At 76.5% G+C, this 15509-nt stretch carries 9 protein-coding genes; 6 read left to right on the top strand and 3 right to left on the bottom strand.

The genetic code is table 11. The features are described from left to right. Positions 1-139: 139 nt before the first annotated feature. On the bottom strand, positions 140-1771 hold the full coding sequence (locus IE271_RS11160; protein WP_190190086.1) for a DUF5691 domain-containing protein: 1632 nt from the start codon (positions 1769-1771) through the stop codon (positions 140-142). A 216-nt stretch (positions 1772-1987) separates the two neighbouring features. Next, positions 1988-3409, bottom strand: coding sequence for an SWIM zinc finger family protein (locus IE271_RS11155; protein WP_190190085.1), 1422 nt, complete (start codon positions 3407-3409; stop codon positions 1988-1990). A gap of 135 nt (positions 3410-3544) precedes the next feature. Here IE271_RS11155 and IE271_RS11150 point away from each other — a divergent pair, with 135 nt between their 5' ends. From IE271_RS11150 to sucD, 5 genes are all read left to right on the top strand, one after another. Further along, the gene (locus IE271_RS11150) at positions 3545-4756 is read left to right on the top strand and encodes an ATP-binding protein (RefSeq protein WP_190190084.1); all 1212 of its coding nucleotides are present in this window, start codon (positions 3545-3547) and stop codon (positions 4754-4756) included. Further along, positions 4753-7584, top strand: coding sequence for a DUF5682 family protein (locus IE271_RS11145; protein WP_229919257.1), 2832 nt, complete (start codon positions 4753-4755; stop codon positions 7582-7584). The genes IE271_RS11150 and IE271_RS11145 overlap by 4 nt, the downstream gene beginning before the upstream one ends. Then, positions 7581-8792 (top strand): VWA domain-containing protein, encoded by a 1212-nt coding sequence (locus tag IE271_RS11140; RefSeq protein WP_190190083.1) that lies wholly within the window; start codon positions 7581-7583, stop codon positions 8790-8792. Before IE271_RS11145 ends, IE271_RS11140 begins: the two co-directional genes overlap by 4 nt. A 612-nt stretch (positions 8793-9404) precedes the next feature. Then, complete coding sequence (gene sucC, locus IE271_RS11135) at positions 9405-10583, top strand: ADP-forming succinate--CoA ligase subunit beta (protein ID WP_190190082.1); 1179 nt, start codon at positions 9405-9407, stop codon at positions 10581-10583. Between the two features lie 28 nt (positions 10584-10611). After that, positions 10612-11496: a succinate--CoA ligase subunit alpha gene (sucD, locus tag IE271_RS11130; protein WP_190190081.1), complete on the top strand. Its 885-nt coding sequence runs from the start codon at positions 10612-10614 to the stop codon at positions 11494-11496. A gap of 113 nt (positions 11497-11609) precedes the next feature. Here the strand turns inward: sucD and IE271_RS11125 are convergent, their stop codons facing one another. Beyond that, on the bottom strand, positions 11610-13133 hold the full coding sequence (locus IE271_RS11125) for a helix-turn-helix domain-containing protein (RefSeq protein WP_229919256.1): 1524 nt from the start codon (positions 13131-13133) through the stop codon (positions 11610-11612). 97 nt (positions 13134-13230) lie between these two features. Between IE271_RS11125 and IE271_RS11120 the strand changes: the two genes are divergently transcribed. Beyond that, positions 13231-15426, top strand: coding sequence for a cell division protein PerM (locus IE271_RS11120; RefSeq protein ID WP_229919255.1), 2196 nt, complete (start codon positions 13231-13233; stop codon positions 15424-15426). Positions 15427-15509: the final 83 nt, after the last annotated feature.

The following is a 15509-nucleotide window of genomic DNA, read 5'->3' as shown; positions in this document are numbered from 1 at the left end:
GGCCGTGCGCACGGCGGGCGGCGCGTCGGCCGGGGACCCGGGGCACCGGCGGCCGCACGGCCCCCGCTCCGGCCGGTGCCAGGCACGGTCGGCGCGGGAGGCGCCGCGCGGGCGGCGCCGCGCGGTCGGCGCCGCACCGTCAGCCCCCGTCGAGTTCCGCCAGCATCGCCGCGCGCAGGCGCAACGTGCCGACCAGCCGCTGGAACGCCTCCGCCCAGTAGCCCCCGGCGCCGGGCGACGCGTCCTCGGGGTCGTCCCGCGCGGCCGTGAGCGCCTCCAGCCGGCCGGCCGCGGCCGGGTCCAGACACCGCTCGGCCAGACCCATCACACCACTGAAGCTCCATGGGTAACTCCCCGCGTCGCGTGCGATGTCGAGCGCGTCCACCACGGCCCGCCCCAAGGGCTCCGACCAGGGCACGGCGCACACGCCGAGCAGCTGGAACGTCTCGGACAGACCGTGCGTGGCGATGAACACCGCCACCCACTCCGCCCGCTCCCCGGCCGGCAGCGTGCCGAGCAGCTTCGCCCGTTCGGCCAGGGACACCGCGCCCGGACCGGCGGCCTCCGCCGCCGCGGGCGCCCCCAGCAGCGCCCGCGCCCAGGACGGGTCCCGCTGCCGCACCGCGGCCCTGCACCACGCGGCGTGCAGCTCGTCCTGCCAGTCGTCCGCCACGGGCAGCGCGACGATCTCCTGCGGCGTACGCCCGCCGAGCCGCGCGGACCAGCCGCCGAGCGGCGCCGCCTCCACCAGCTGGCCCAGCCACCAGGACCGCTCGCCCCGGCCCGCCGGCGCCGTGGCCGCCACTCCGTCGCGCTCCATCCCCGCGTCGCACTCGTGCGGCGCCTCGACCACGATCGTCGGCGTGCTCCGGGTGCGGTCGACGGACACGCAGGAGCCGGCGCGCTCCGCCATCCGCCCGGCCAGCGCGGAGCCGGGCAGCGCGGAGAGCAGCTCCGCCGCCGTCGACCGTACGTTGCGGCTGCGGTCGGCGAGCGCCCGCTCCAGGAACGGCTCGTCCGCCGGGCCGAGCCCCGCCCGCAGCGAGTCCAGGAACATCAGCCGGTCCTCGGCGCGCTCCGTCGCCCAGGTCGCCGCGAGCAGCTCGCGCGCCGCCGCGGCGTCGCGCGCCCGCACCGCCGTGAGCAGGGCCACCCGCTCCGCGAACAGGCCCTCCTCCCACAACCGCCGCATCGCCTCCGTCTCTCCGGGACCCGGCAGCGCCGCCCCGCCGCCCGGCGCCGAGCGCAGTGCGAACCGCCACTCAGGGTTCAGCCGCGCCAGCCACACCGCCCGCGGCCCCGCGAACGCCAGGGCAGCGGGCCGCAGGTCCGTCCGTCCGCGCGCCGCGTCCAGCAGTGCGGGCAGCAGCTCGGGCGGTGCCGCGAAGCCGCGCCGGTTCGCCGCGGCGAGCCACTGCGGCAGCAGCTCCATGAGGTCGGGCGCGGTGCTCCTGCGCCCGGAGCCCGGACTGGGACGGTCGGCGAGCAGCGTCGCCAGCCGGCGCCCGGCCGCGGGCGGCGGCACCGGACGGGGGTCCGGCGCGGCCGGCTCCAGCGGGGCCGCCGCCGGGCCGGGGCGCAGTCCGGCCCGCCGCCGGACGGTCTCCACCGCCGCCGCGTCCAGCAGCGCCGCCGGAGCGTCACCGCCGGGGGGTGCCCCCGGCGGCGTACGGCGGTCCGTGCCCAGGAGCGCAGCCGTCACCAGCTCCTCCCAGGAGGGGCCCGGAGGCACGTCCCGGTGAACCGGTGCCTCCTCGAACGCTTCGGTCATCGGGACTCCTCTCCCGTACCTCTCGTGCTCCTCGCACTCCTCACGGTCCGCATCTCCCGCGGTCCGTACTCCCGGTGGTCCGCGCTCCTCGGGGTCCGCACTTCCGGCGACCCGCACTCCTCGTGGTCCGTGCGCCGGTCGCCCTCCCCGCCCTTCCGCGCTCCTCGCGCACCGGGCGGTCGGGGGCGCGGTCCCGGGTGCGGGACCGCGCCGCCCTCAGCACAGGGGCACCGCCGCCCCCGGTCCCTGCGGCCAGGCCGTCAGCGGGGTGAAGCCGCGGTGGCCGCACTCGCCGAAGACCGTGACCGGAGCGCCGCCCGACAGGGCGACGAGCCGCCACAGGCCGGAACGGGACCGCGCGGACGACGTCAGCGGCAGCGCCGAGTCGCCGTCCGCGTCGGCCAGTTGCCAGCGGTCGCCGGTACCGCCGCCCCCTCCGCACCCCCTGCTCCCGCCGTCCCCGCCGTCCGGTCCGGGCACGACCCCGGACAGCGTCACCGGGTACGAGTCCAGCCACGGATCGTCGCGCAGCGCCTCCCCGTACAGCGCCGCGGCCCGTGCCACGCCCACCCCCGGCGGACGCGCCCCCTGCCCGGACGCGGAGGCGTCGCCCCGGCCGTACCGCTCGCCCAGGGCGACCCGCAGCCGCCCGGCACCGGGGTGGGCCCGCACGTCCGCGTCCAGGACCAGCCCGACGGGCAGCGACAGCTCCGGCGCGCGGCCCGCCGCCCCGTACGACAGGAGCAGGACCGTGCGCCCCGACCGCGCGCCGTGCAGCCAGATCCGGCGCGTGGTGAGCCGGCTGTCCGCCGTGTCGTACTGGGCGAGGACCGACCAGTGGTCGCGCAGCGCGGGCCCCTCCGCGGGCGCGGGCAGCCCGATCCGCGAGCGGACCGTCGCGGCGAGCCCGTCAGGCAGCCGCTCGCGCCGCAGCCACCCCTGTCCGAGCAGGTGCAGCAGGGCGCACTCCTCCAGCAGCCGCACCGGCCAGCCGGGACCCGACGCCGGTATCGCCCCCAACTCCCGTACGCGGGAGGCCAGTCCCGGCGCCTGCGCGTCGACCATGCGGGCCGCCGTCTCCTCCCACAGCCCGTACCCCTCCCGCTCCGCCGCGGCGAGACCGCCGCGCAGCAGGTCTCCCAGCCGCCGCTCCAGCTCCACCGCGCCCGCGGTGACGTGCTCCGACCGGCGCTCCGCCCTGCGCCGGGCCGCCTCCCGGCCGGCCGGCGCGTCCCCAGATGCCCCGTCCGTCGTCCTCTTCCCCCGACCCTCCTCCCGGACGTGCCGCCGCCTGTCCGAGGCCCACCGCACGGCCCAGTCCGGCGCCTGCCCCCGCGGCACCGCACCGTCCCCGCCCGCCCAGAGGAGCAGCAGCCCCAGCGCGTGCTTGCACGGGACCTTCCCGCTCGGACAACTGCACGTGTACGCGGGCCCCGAGGCGTCCGCGACGTCGATGACCGTCCGATACGGCTTGCTGCCACTGCCTTTGCACAGCCCCCACACCGTCCCCTCGTCAGAATGGCCCGCCTCCGACCACGGACTCGCCGCGCCGAGCTCGCTTCCCGCCTCGCGTGACGCGGCGTCAGGCGCCAGTGCCAGCACCTGGTCCGCCGTCCAGCGCACCCCCTGCTGTGTCATGTCGTCGACGGTAGGCGCCGCCACTGACAATCGACCCTGGCGAGGGTGTCCGCGCAGGTCAGGGCCGGTTGTCAGTGGCGTGGTGCACGGTGGGAAGCACATCCGATCCGGCACCGCCGCGAGGGGGAACGCGCCATGTCCGTGTCCGTCGACCCGACGTCCAGCGAGCCCGGTCCGTACGGCTCCGCACCCGTCCCCGCGTCCGCGCCCACGGATGCGCCCACGGACGCGCGGGCGGGTGTGGGCGCGGAGGCGGGGGAGACGGCGGACGCGGTGCTGCGGCCGCACGCCGAGGACGCGTTCGCGGCCGAGCTGGCCGCGCTCGCCGCGCAGGACGACCGCCCGCGCCCGGCCCGCTGGCGGCTGTCGCCGTGGGCCGTCGCGACGTACCTGCTCGGCGGGGCGCTGCCGGACGGCACGGTGATCACACCGAAGTACGTGGGGCCGCGCCGCATCGTCGAGGTCGCCGTCACCACGCTCGCCACCGACCGGGCGCTGCTGCTGCTCGGCGTGCCCGGCACGGCGAAGACGTGGGTGTCCGAGCACCTCGCCGCCGCCGTCAGCGGCGACTCGACGCTGCTGGTCCAGGGCACGGCCGGGACGCCCGAGGAGGCGATCCGCTACGGCTGGAACTACGCGCGGCTGCTCGCGCACGGCCCCAGCCGCGACGCGCTCGTGCCCAGCCCCGTCATGCGGGCGATGGCGCAGGGGCTGACCGCGCGCGTCGAGGAGCTGACGCGCATCCCCGCCGACGTGCAGGACACGCTCATCACGATCCTGTCGGAGAAGACGCTGCCGATACCGGAGCTGGGCCAGGAGGTGCAGGCCGTACGCGGCTTCAACGTGATCGCCACGGCCAACGACCGCGACCGCGGGGTCAACGAGCTGTCCAGCGCCCTGCGCCGCCGCTTCAACACGGTGGTGCTGCCGCTGCCCGAGACCACCGACGCCGAGGTCGACATCGTCGCGCGCCGCGTCGACCAGCTCGGACGCGCGCTCGACCTGCCCGCGGCCCCCGACGGCGTCGACGAGATCCGTCGCGTCGTCACGGTCTTCCGCGAACTGCGCAACGGCGTCACCGCCGACGGCCGGACGAAGCTGAAGTCGCCCAGCGGCACGCTGTCGACGGCGGAGGCGATCTCCGTCGTCACCAACGGCCTCGCCCTGGCCGCGCACTTCGGCGACGGGGTGCTGCGCCCGGGCGACGTCGCCGCCGGCGTCCTCGGCGCCGTCGTCCGCGACCCGGCGGCCGACCGCGTCGTCTGGCAGGAGTACCTGGAGGCCGTCGTCCGCGAGCGCGACGGGTGGAAGGACTTCTACCGCGCCTGCCGGGAGGTGAGCGCATGACGGACGCGGACGCCGCCACGGACACCGGCGCGGCAGCCGGTACGGAGGCGACGGCCGGGGCGCGTGCCGGGAACACGGCGGCGGGAACGCGTACCGGGGACACGGCGGCGAGGGTGCGTGCCGCGGACACGGCGGCGGAGAGGCGTGCCGCGGGGCCGTTGCTGCTCGGTGTGCGCCACCACGGGCCCGGCTCGGCCCGGGCCGTGCGCGCCGCGCTGGACGCGGCACGGCCCGCCGTCGTCCTCGTCGAGGGGCCGCCGGAGGCGGACGCGCTGGTCCCCCTCGCCGCCGGGGAGGACATGCGGCCGCCGGTCGCGCTGCTCGCCCATGCCGTCGACGAACCCGGGCGGTCGGCGTTCTGGCCGCTGGCCGCCTTCTCCCCGGAGTGGGTGGCGATCCGCTGGGCCCTGCGGCACGGCGCCGAGGTCCGCTTCATCGACCTCCCGGCGGCGCACACCCTGGCGTGGGGCGGGGAAGAGGGCCACGGGGACGGCGACGGCCGGCCGGAGAGGCGGAAGAGACAGGAGGAGGGGGCACCGGAACAGAGGACGGGGGAACGGGAGGTCCCGGAGCCGGAGACGGGGGCTGCGGAACCGGGCGTCCCGGAGCGGGGGGCCGGAGAGCAGGAAGCCCCGGAGGGGGAGCGGGAAGCGGCGGTGCGGGTGGACCCGCTCGCGGTGCTCGCCGGGACCGCCGGGTACGACGACCCGGAGCGCTGGTGGGAGGACGTCGTCGAGCACCGGGACGGGGCGGGGACCGACGCGCTCGCCCCGTTCGAGGTGCTGGCCGAGGCGATGGGCGCGCTGCGGGAGGCGTACGGGACGGGCGGGCACGAGCGGGACCTCGTGCGCGAGGCGCACATGCGGCTGAAGGTCCGCGCCGCCCGGCGGGAGTTCGGGGACGACCGGGTCGCCGTGGTGTGCGGCGCCTGGCACGTACCGGCGCTGCGGCTCAGGGCGGCCGTCGCCGCCGACCGGGCCCTGCTGAAGGGGCTGCCCAGGGTGAGGACCGACATGACGTGGGTGCCCTGGACGCACCGGAGGCTGGCCCGGGCGAGCGGTTACGGCGCGGGGATCGACTCGCCGGGCTGGTACGGGCATCTGTTCGACGCCCCCGACCGGCCGGTCGAGCGGTGGCTGGCCAAGGTGGCCGGGCTGCTGCGGCAGGAGGACCGGATCGTGTCGTCCGCGCACGTCATCGAGGCCGTACGGCTGGCGGACACGCTGGCCGCGCTGCGCGGCCGGCCGCTCGCCGGGCTGACCGAGACCACGGACGCCGTACGGGCCGTGATGTGCGACGGGTCCGACGTCCCGCTCGCGCTGGTGCACGACCGGCTCGTCGTCGGCGACGTCCTCGGCGAGGTCCCCGACGCCGCGCCCGCCGTACCGCTGCAGCGGGACCTCGCCCGCGCCCAGCGCCGGCTGCGGCTCAAACCGGAGGCCGCCGAGCGGGAGCTGGAGCTCGACCTGCGCAAGGACAACGACGCGGAGCGCAGCAGACTGCTGCACCGGCTGCGGCTCCTCGGCGTCCCGTGGGGGGAGGCCGCCGCGTCGCGGGGGAGCACGGGCACCTTCCGGGAGACATGGCGGCTGAGGTGGGAGCCGGAACTGGCGGTGCGCGTCGCCGAGGCCGGGATCTGGGGCACGACCGTGCCGGCGGCCGCGACCGCGAAGGCCGGGTCGGACGCCGTCGCCGCGCGCACGCTCGCCGACGTCACGGCGCTCGCCGAAGACTGCCTGCGCGCCGGGCTCCCGGACGCCCTCCCCGTGGTGATGCGCGTGCTCGCCGACCGCGCCGCGCTCGACGCCGACGTGGGCCGCCTCGCCCAGGCGCTGCCCGCCCTGGTGCGCTCCCTGCGCTACGGCGACGTCCGCGGCACGGACACCGGGGCGCTGGCCGGGGTCGCGGCCGGACTCGCCGAACGCGTCTTCGTCGGGCTGCCCCCGGCCTGTGCCGCGCTGGACGCGGAGGCGGCCGAGGAGATGCGCCGCCACGTGGACGCGGTGCACGGGGCGGTGGGCCTGCTGGCCGAGAGCGGCACCACGGTCGCGGCGGCGGGCGTGCGGCCGGACATCCGGGACCGGTGGCACGGCGTGCTGCGCGCGCTCGCCACCCGCGACACCGTCCACGGCGTCCTGCGGGGCCGCGCCGTGCGCATGCTGCTCGACGAGGGGCGGCTCGCGCGGGAGGAGGCCGCCCGGCTGATGGGGCTCGTGCTGTCGCCGGGCACGGCGCCCGGGGACGCGGCCGCGTGGATCGAGGGGTTCGTCGGCGGGAGCTCCGGCGGCGGCCTGCTCCTCGTGCACGACGAGCGGCTGCTCGGGCTGGTCGACGCGTGGCTGACCGGGGTGCCCGCGGACGCGTTCACCGACGTGCTGCCGCTGCTGCGCCGCACGTTCTCGGCGTACGAGCCCGGCGTGCGCCGGACGCTGGGGGAACTGGTGCGACGGGGACCCGGCGCGCCGGGCGGTACCGCGGCCGTCACCGCGGTACCGGGCTTCGCCCCGGACCCCGACGCGAGGCGTGCCGACGCCGTCCTCCCGGTACTGCGCCTGCTGCTCGGCCGCGACGAGCCGGGCGGCCCGGGCGGCCCGGACGGCCCGGGAGATCTGGACGGCCCGGGTGGTCCAGGAGCCCCGAACGGCCCAGGGGGCCCTTCCGGCCCGGTCGAGCCGTCCGGTGCCGGCCCGTCCGGACCGTACGCCGCCCCCGGCGACGACAGCAACGGCAACAGCGGAAGCAACGGCAGCGGCGGAAGCAGCGGCGGCAGCGGCAGTAAGGGCGGCAACGGCGGCAGCGGCAACGATCTCGTGGGGGCGGACCGATGACGGAACCCGGGCACGGCGGGCGCGTCCCCGCGGACGAACGGCTGCGCCGGTGGCGGCTCGTGCTCGGCGGGGACGAGGCGGACGGCACCGGGCACGGCCTCACCGGGCGGGACGCCGCGATGGACGCGGCCCTCGGCGCGCTGTACGGGCAGGGCGACGGCCGGGGGACGGCCGGACAGGGAGGCAAGGGACGGTCCGGGCGGGACCGTCCGGCGGGACTCGGCGCCTCCGCGCCGTCCGTCGCACGGTGGCTCGGCGACATCCGCACCTACTTCCCGTCCTCCGTCGTGCAGATCATGCAGCGGGACGCCGTCGACCGCCTCGGCCTGGCCACCCTGCTGCTCGAACCGGAGATGCTGGAGGCGGTGGAGGCCGACGTCCACCTCGTCGGCACCCTGCTCTCGCTCAGCAGGGCCATGCCGGAGACGACCAGGGAGACGGCGCGGACCGTCGTACGGAAGGTGGTCGAGGACCTGGAGAAGCGGCTCGCCGCCCGCACCCGGGCCACGCTCGCCGGGGCCCTCGACCGCAGCGCCCGCGCCGACCGGCCGCGCCACCGCGACATCGACTGGAACCGCACGGTCTCCGCGAACCTCAAGCACTACCTGCCCGAGTACCGGACGGTCGTGCCCGAGCGGCTCGTCGGGTACGCGCGGGCGTCCCGGTCCGTGCGCAAGGAGGTCGTCCTCTGCGTCGACCAGTCGGGCTCGATGGCGGCGTCCGTCGTGTACGCCTCGGTGTTCGGCGCGGTCCTGGCCTCGATGCGGTCCCTCGCCACCCGGCTCGTCGTCTTCGACACGGCCGTCGTCGACCTCACCGACCGGCTCGACGATCCGGTGGACGTCCTCTTCGGCACACGGCTCGGCGGCGGCACGGACATCAACCGGGCCCTCGCGTACTGCCAGTCGCGCATCACGCGCCCCGCCGAGACGGTGGTCGTACTGATCAGCGACCTCTACGAGGGCGGCATACGCGACGGGATGCTGAAGCGGGTCGCGGCGATGAAGGCGTCCGGCGTGCAGTTCGTGACGCTGCTCGCGCTGTCGGACGAGGGAGCGCCCGCGTACGACAGGGAGCACGCGGCGGCGCTGGCGGCCCTCGGCGCGCCGGCCTTCGCCTGCACGCCCGACCTCTTCCCCGAGGTGATGGCGGCGGCGCTGGAGAAACGCCCGATCCCGATACCCGACAGCGCCGCGCCGCCCCGGTGAGACCGTTCCGACAGCGGCGGCGCGTCGCCGGTGAGTCCCTCCCCGGCGACGCGCCGCCCGGTGGGACCGTCACGGACGCCGCTCGGACGAGACCGCCTGAGACCGCCGCGGACGCCGCGCCCGCAGGGCGGGCGGACGCCACGCCCGGCTCCACAGGGAACGGGGGACGGGGGACGGGGGACGGGGGACGGGGCAGGCACCGTCCGGCCCCGCGGGGAAAGCGGATCGGACGGCCGGATCCGCCGGCCGGTCCGGCCGGGGCCGTCGGTCCGCCGGCCGGGACCGTCGATCCGTCCGGCCGCGCTCCCCGCGGCCGGGGGACGGGACGCGCTCATCGGGGCGGGCGCTCCCGGGCCGTTCCCTCCCTGGGGCGCACCACGGGCCTCACCAGGCAAACCCCGTCCCGGTGAGGTTCCGATCTGTGACGGGTATCACCGCTCAGGTGTGATCTGGGATTTAGGGACCTGCCGGTCACGGCGATAACCTGCGAGACGGACATGCCGCGTGCCTGGCCTCCGTGCACGCCTTCCCTGTGACCGCGCCGTCACGTTGCCCTCGCGGCACGCCCACGCAGACAACGAACCGCGAGATACCTGATAGGGACGGACGCGCGTGGACCTGTTCGAGTACCAGGCGAGGGACCTCTTCGCCAAGCACGATGTACCGGTGCTGGCCGGTGAAGTCATCGACACGCCTGAGGCGGCGCGCGAGATCACCGAGCGTCTGGGCGGCAAGTCCGTCGTCAAGGCGCAGGTGAAGGTCGGTGGTCGCGGCAAGGCCGGCGGTGTGAAGCTGGCCGCCTCCGCGGACGAGGCCGTCGCCCGCGCGACGGACATCCTCGGCATGGACATCAAGGGCCACACGGTCCACAAGGTGATGATCGCCGAGACCGCGCCGGAGATCCTCGAGGAGTACTACGTCTCCTTCCTCCTCGACCGCGCCAACCGCACCTTCCTCTCCATCGCCTCCGTCGAGGGCGGCATGGAGATCGAGGAGGTGGCGGCCACCCGCCCCGAGGCCGTCGCCAAGACCCCGATCGACGCCATCGACGGTGTGACCCCGGAGAAGGCCCGCGAGATCGTCGAGGCCGCGAAGTTCCCGGCCGAGGTCGCCGACAAGGTCGCGGACGTCCTGGTCAAGCTGTGGGACACCTTCATCAAGTCGGACGCCCTCCTCGTCGAGGTCAACCCGCTGGCCAAGGTCGCCTCCGGTGACGTCATCGCCCTCGACGGCAAGGTGTCGCTGGACGACAACGCCGAGTTCCGTCACCCCGAGTTCGAGGAGCTCCACGACAAGGCCGCCGCCAACCCGCTCGAGGCGGCCGCCAAGGAGAAGGGCCTCAACTACGTCAAGCTCGACGGCGAGGTCGGCATCATCGGCAACGGCGCGGGTCTCGTCATGAGCACCCTGGACGTCGTCGCGTACGCCGGTGAGAAGCACGGCAACGTCAAGCCCGCCAACTTCCTGGACATCGGCGGCGGCGCCTCCGCCCAGGTCATGGCGAACGGCCTGGAGATCATCCTCGGTGACGCGGACGTGCGCTCCGTGTTCGTCAACGTCTTCGGCGGCATCACCGCCTGCGACGAGGTCGCCAACGGCATCGTGCAGGCCCTGAAGCTCCTCGAGGAGAAGGGCGAGAAGGTCGAGAAGCCGCTCGTCGTCCGCCTCGACGGCAACAACGCCGAGCTGGGCCGCAAGATCCTCGACGACGCCGACCACCCGCTGGTCCAGCGCGTCGACACCATGGACGGCGCGGCCGACAAGGCCGCCGAGCTGGCCGCCGCCAAGTAAGCACCTAGGACGAGGACGTCAACACACCATGGCTATCTGGCTCAACAAGGACAGCAAGGTCATCGTCCAGGGCATGACCGGCGCCACCGGCATGAAGCACACCAAGCTCATGCTCGGTGACGGCACCAACGTCGTGGGCGGCGTGAACCCGCGCAAGGCGGGGCAGACCGTGGACTTCGACGGCACCGAGGTACCCGTCTTCGGGACCGTCAAGGAGGCCATCGAGAAGACCGGCGCGAACGTGTCCGTCATCTTCGTGCCGGAGAAGTTCACCAAGGACGCGGTCGTCGAGGCCATCGACGCCGAGATCCCGCTGGCCGTCGTGATCACCGAGGGCATCGCCGTGCACGACACGGCGTCCTTCTGGGCGTACGCGGGCAAGAAGGGCAACAAGACCCGCATCATCGGCCCGAACTGCCCCGGCATCATCACCCCGGGCCAGTCCAACGTCGGCATCATCCCGGGCGACATCACCAAGCCGGGCCGCATCGGCCTGGTCTCGAAGTCCGGCACGCTGACGTACCAGATGATGTACGAGCTGCGCGACATCGGCTTCTCCACCGCCGTCGGCATCGGTGGCGACCCGATCATCGGCACCACGCACATCGACGCCCTGGCCGCCTTCCAGGACGACCCCGACACCGACCTGATCGTCATGATCGGCGAGATCGGCGGCGACGCCGAGGAGCGGGCCGCGGCCTTCATCAAGGAGAACGTGACCAAGCCGGTCGTCGGCTACGTCGCGGGCTTCACCGCGCCCGAGGGCAAGACCATGGGCCACGCCGGCGCCATCGTCTCCGGCTCCTCCGGCACCGCCCAGGCCAAGAAGGAGGCCCTGGAGGCCGCCGGCGTCAAGGTCGGCAAGACCCCGACCGAGACGGCGAAGCTGGCCCGCGAGATCCTCGCCGGCTGACCTTCCGCCGCACGGCACGCACGGACGGGCCCGCATCCGCGAGGGGTGCGGGCCCGTCCGCGTGCCCGCCCGTAAGAATGTCCGGCCGGGTGCCCGGTCAGGTGCCCGGCGGTTCAGCGGGTCTCCGGGACCAGGCGGTACGGGCCGTTCGTCACCGCCGAGCGGAGCTCGGCGCGCAGGGTGAGGTCCGCCGGGGACAGCGGGCCGGGACCGGAGCGCGGCGGCACCCCGCGCACCGACGCGGCGGGGGCCTGCGGCGCCTCGTAGTGGTCGGGCGCCCGGTGCAGCGTGAACACCGTCGCGCCGACGATCAACGCGGTGAACGCGATCGCCGCGCGGGTCCAGTGCCGGGCCCGCCGCTCGCTGCCGGCGCGCACCGCGACCGGCCTCGGCACGGGCCGCAGGCGTTCCGTGCCCGCGAGCCCGGTCATCCGCCGCCGCAGCGCCTCGGGGTCCTCCAGACCGGGGACGCGGGAGGCGACGGCGTCGCGCGCGTACTCCACCCGGCCCGCCGCCGCGGGCGTGCTCGCCTCCGTCTCGGCCGCGGTCTCGGGCAGGTCCAGGCCGATCCCGTCGTACAGCAGGAGCGTGCGGCGGTACGCGGGCGGCAGGCTCAGCAGCGCCGTCAGCAGGCGCCGGTCGTCGAGCGCGGCGGGCGGCTGCTCCGGGGTGCGGTGCCGGGGACGCAGCCGGTGCCAGGGCGACAGGGCGTACTCGTGCGCCACCGCCCGCACCCAGCCCGCCGGATCGCGGTCGACGGCCACCTCGGGCCAGCGCTGCCAGGCGAGGTGGAAGGCCCGCTCCACGGCCTCCCGCGCCAGCTCCCGGCGCCCGGTGAGCAGGTACGCCTGCCGTACGAGGGCCGGGGCGCAGAACGCGTAGAGCGCGTCGAAGGCCTGATCGGGCGTCAGCTCCGCCTCGGCCGCCTTGTCAGCATCGTTCGCCCCATCCGCCTCCCCCTTCTCGGCTCTCCCGCCCTTCTCGACCTTCTCTCCCTTCTTGCTCTTCTCGCCTGCTTCGCTCGTTCCGTCCGCTCCGCCTGCCGGGCGCGCACTGACGGCCGCGTCCGCCGCGTCCACTGAGCCCGCCGGGCCCGCCGGGCCCGCCGCATGCGTCGTGCACGCTCCGCCGTCCGCCACGCTCTTCGTGCCCGCCGCGTCGTCCGCGCCCGTCCCGCCGGCCTTGTTCACCCCATCGGCCGTGTCCGCCGCCGCGGCGGCTGCGCCCGTCCCGGCGGCTCCTCCGCCCGCGCCCCACGATCTTCCGGGCCTCCTCGCCCTCCCGGTCCTCTCCGTCCCCTCGCCCGGCCGGGGCTTCCCGGACGTGCGGGCGGGCGCGGTACCGGCCCCGGACTCCGTGCGTACGACGATCTCGCGCACGGCTCTCCCTGCGGCCTCCCCGGCGGATCCCGCCCGCGGCGGGGAGGCGGTGCCGGAGGTCTCCGAGATGATCAACAGCCGTGCGTACGCCTCCCGTTGGCGGCCGCGCGGCGTGGTGCGCCCGGTCTCCCAGGCGCGCACCGTCTTGCGGGAGACCCCGATCTCCGCCGCGACCTGGGCCTGGCTCAGGGACCGGGCCTCGCGCAGACGGCGGCGTTCCTTGGGCGGCGGCAGGGGGGTGGCGGGAGTCTGCGTCACCGGGCGCCCCTTCCAGCGGAAAAGTACATAAAAAGTATCTTGGGCGACACATCCGGTCTTGGCGGGTTGCGCCGGTAAAGCGCGTGTCGTTGGCAGCATGGCCGTCGTGACCCGTATGACCGACCGCCCCACCGACCGCCCCACCGATCGCCCCACCGATCGCCCCACCGATCGTCCGAACGGCCGTCCCGCCGAGCGCAGGCCGTCGCCGGTCTCCCCGCCCGCCCGCGTGCGGGGGAGATCGCCCGGGCCGGTGGACGCCCTGCTGTCCGGGGCGCTCGCGGCGGGGCTCGGGCTCGCCTCCTTCGCCATGCTCGTCACGCTGCTGTGGGTCAGCTCGCCGTACCCGGACAGCGGGCCCGACGGGGTGGTGCACGTCGCCGCGGCGCTGTGGCTGCTCGCGCACGGCGCCGAACTGGTCCGCACCGACACGCTCTCCGGCGTGCCCGCGCCCCTCGGCGTCGTCCCGCTGCTCCTCGTCGTCCTGCCCCTCTGGCTGCTGCACCGGGGAGGCCGCGACGCCGCGCTGGGCGGCACGGCGGCGGAGGGCGGCGTCCCGGTGGCGGATCACTCCGCCGCCGAGGAGCCGCCGCTGGTCCCCGTGCGGACCGCCTGGGGCGGTGCCGTCGCCGGTTATCTGGCCGTCGGCGCCGCCGTCGCGCTCTACGCCTCGACGGGCGGGCTGCGGCCGGACTGGGTGACGACGGTCCTGGCCCTGCCCCTGCTCGCGACGGTCGCGGCGGGAGCGGGCGTGTGGACGGCGTACGGGCGTCCGGTGGATCCCCTGTCGCCGGCCGTGCGCCGCGTGCTGGACGCGCTGCCCGCGGGCGCGCGCCGCTTCGCCGTCCGGCGGGTCCTGGAGCCGGACGCGCGGCGGCGGATCGCGGTGGCCGGACGCGCGGCCGGGGCCGGCACGGCCGTGCTGGCGGGCGGCGGCGCGCTGCTCGTGGGCGTGTCGCTGGTGTGGCACGGCGCGGTGGCGCGGGCGTCGTTCCCGCAGCTCACCGAGGGATGGTCGGGGCGGTGCGCGGTCCTGCTGCTGGCACTCGCGCTCGTGCCGAACGCCGCCGTGTGGGGCGCGTCCTACGGCCTCGGCCCCGGCTTCCTGCTCGGCGCGGGCCATGCGGCGGGTCCCCTGTCGGCGGCGGCCGCGCCGATGCTGCCGCCCTTCCCGCTGCTGGCGGCGGTGCCGGACAGCGGCCCCGGCACGCCGCTGACCTGGGCGGCGGGAGCGGTGCCCTTGGCGGCCGTGACGGCCGTGGCGTGGTTCGTGGTGCGGGCGGGCGTACCGGAGCGCGAACCCGGCGGGGGGGCGCCCGTACGCGGTGAGGCGCGCACCGGACCACGGCCACCCGGGCGGACCGCGCCGTGGCCGGCCGGGCGGACCGCCGGGACCGTGGTCCTGGCGGCGGCCCTGACCGCCGCGGCCCTCGCGGTGCTCGCCGCGGCGTCCGGCGGCCCTCTGGGGACGCGCACGCTGGCCGCCTTCGGGCCCGTGTGGTGGCAGACGGGGGCGGCGGCGTTCGCGTGGTGCGCGGTGGTGGGCGTACCGGTGGCCCTGGGCCTGCGGGCCTGGCGCCTGCGCGCACCGGGCCGGAACGGGGCGGAGGCCCGGACCGGGACCGGAGCCGGTTCCGAGGAGGCGTCCGCATCGCGCGCGCGGTTCTCGCGCCGCCCGCGGCCCGGACGGAACGGCGAGCCCCTCGCTCCCGGCCGCCGCACCGGGCCCGGCGGCGGACCGCACGGGGCACCCGGGCTCCCGGCGTCGGCCGACTCCAGCGGACCGGAGCCGTACGGCACGTACGGCACGGGCGGTGCGGACAGCGCGTACGGCCCGCACGGCACGGGCGGTGGGCGGGCGCGCCGCCTCGGCCGCCGCGCCCGGACGGCTCTGCTCGCGCCCTTCGCCCCGCTCACGCGGTCCCGAACGTCCCGGTCCCGGCGGGGCGGTACCGGGACGTTCGGGACCGGGGGGCTTGCCGCACCGCACGCGCCGGAGCCGGACGGGACGGCCGGAACCCCTCGGCCGTCCGAGCCGCGGGACGCCTCCGACCCGTACGGGCCGTGGGACGAGCCGGAGCCGTACGACTTCCTGCCGGCCGACGACGCCGGGGTCCCGGACTGGTACGACGTCGCCGCCCCGACCTGGCCCGGGGGAGGCTCCCTCGCACCCCGCTCGCCGAGCGGCGCGTCGAGTACGCCGGACGGGCGTCCGGAAAGTCCAGAGGGCCGGGAAAGTCCGGAGGGTCCGGACGATCCGTCCGTACGCCCGTCCCCGCCGAACGGCGCCTAGTGCCGTGACCGGAGAGGTTCACCGGCTCACGACGCCCGGCACGGCACTCCCCCTGGCTCTTCGAGCAGGGGACCCCCACGCCG

The sequence above is a fragment of the Streptomyces minutiscleroticus genome (assembly GCF_014650875.1).
Lineage (GTDB): Bacteria > Actinomycetota > Actinomycetes > Streptomycetales > Streptomycetaceae > Streptomyces > Streptomyces minutiscleroticus.
The sequence above is the reverse complement of the archived record's forward strand: the minus strand, read 5'-3'. Positions and strand labels throughout refer to the sequence as shown.

Excerpts from the sequence above, each read along its gene's own strand:
- IE271_RS11160 (WP_190190086.1), bottom strand. The coding sequence starts at position 1,771 with ATGACCGAAGCGTTCGAGGAGGCACCGGTTCACCGGGACGTGCCTCCG.
- IE271_RS11155 (WP_190190085.1), bottom strand. The coding sequence starts at position 3,409 with ATGACACAGCAGGGGGTGCGCTGGACGGCGGACCAGGTGCTGGCACTG.
- IE271_RS11150 (WP_190190084.1), top strand. The coding sequence starts at position 3,545 with ATGTCCGTGTCCGTCGACCCGACGTCCAGCGAGCCCGGTCCGTACGGC.
- IE271_RS11145 (WP_229919257.1), top strand. The coding sequence starts at position 4,753 with ATGACGGACGCGGACGCCGCCACGGACACCGGCGCGGCAGCCGGTACG.
- IE271_RS11140 (WP_190190083.1), top strand. The coding sequence starts at position 7,581 with ATGACGGAACCCGGGCACGGCGGGCGCGTCCCCGCGGACGAACGGCTG.
- sucD (WP_190190081.1), top strand. The coding sequence starts at position 10,612 with ATGGCTATCTGGCTCAACAAGGACAGCAAGGTCATCGTCCAGGGCATG.
- IE271_RS11120 (WP_229919255.1), top strand. The coding sequence starts at position 13,231 with ATGGCCGTCGTGACCCGTATGACCGACCGCCCCACCGACCGCCCCACC.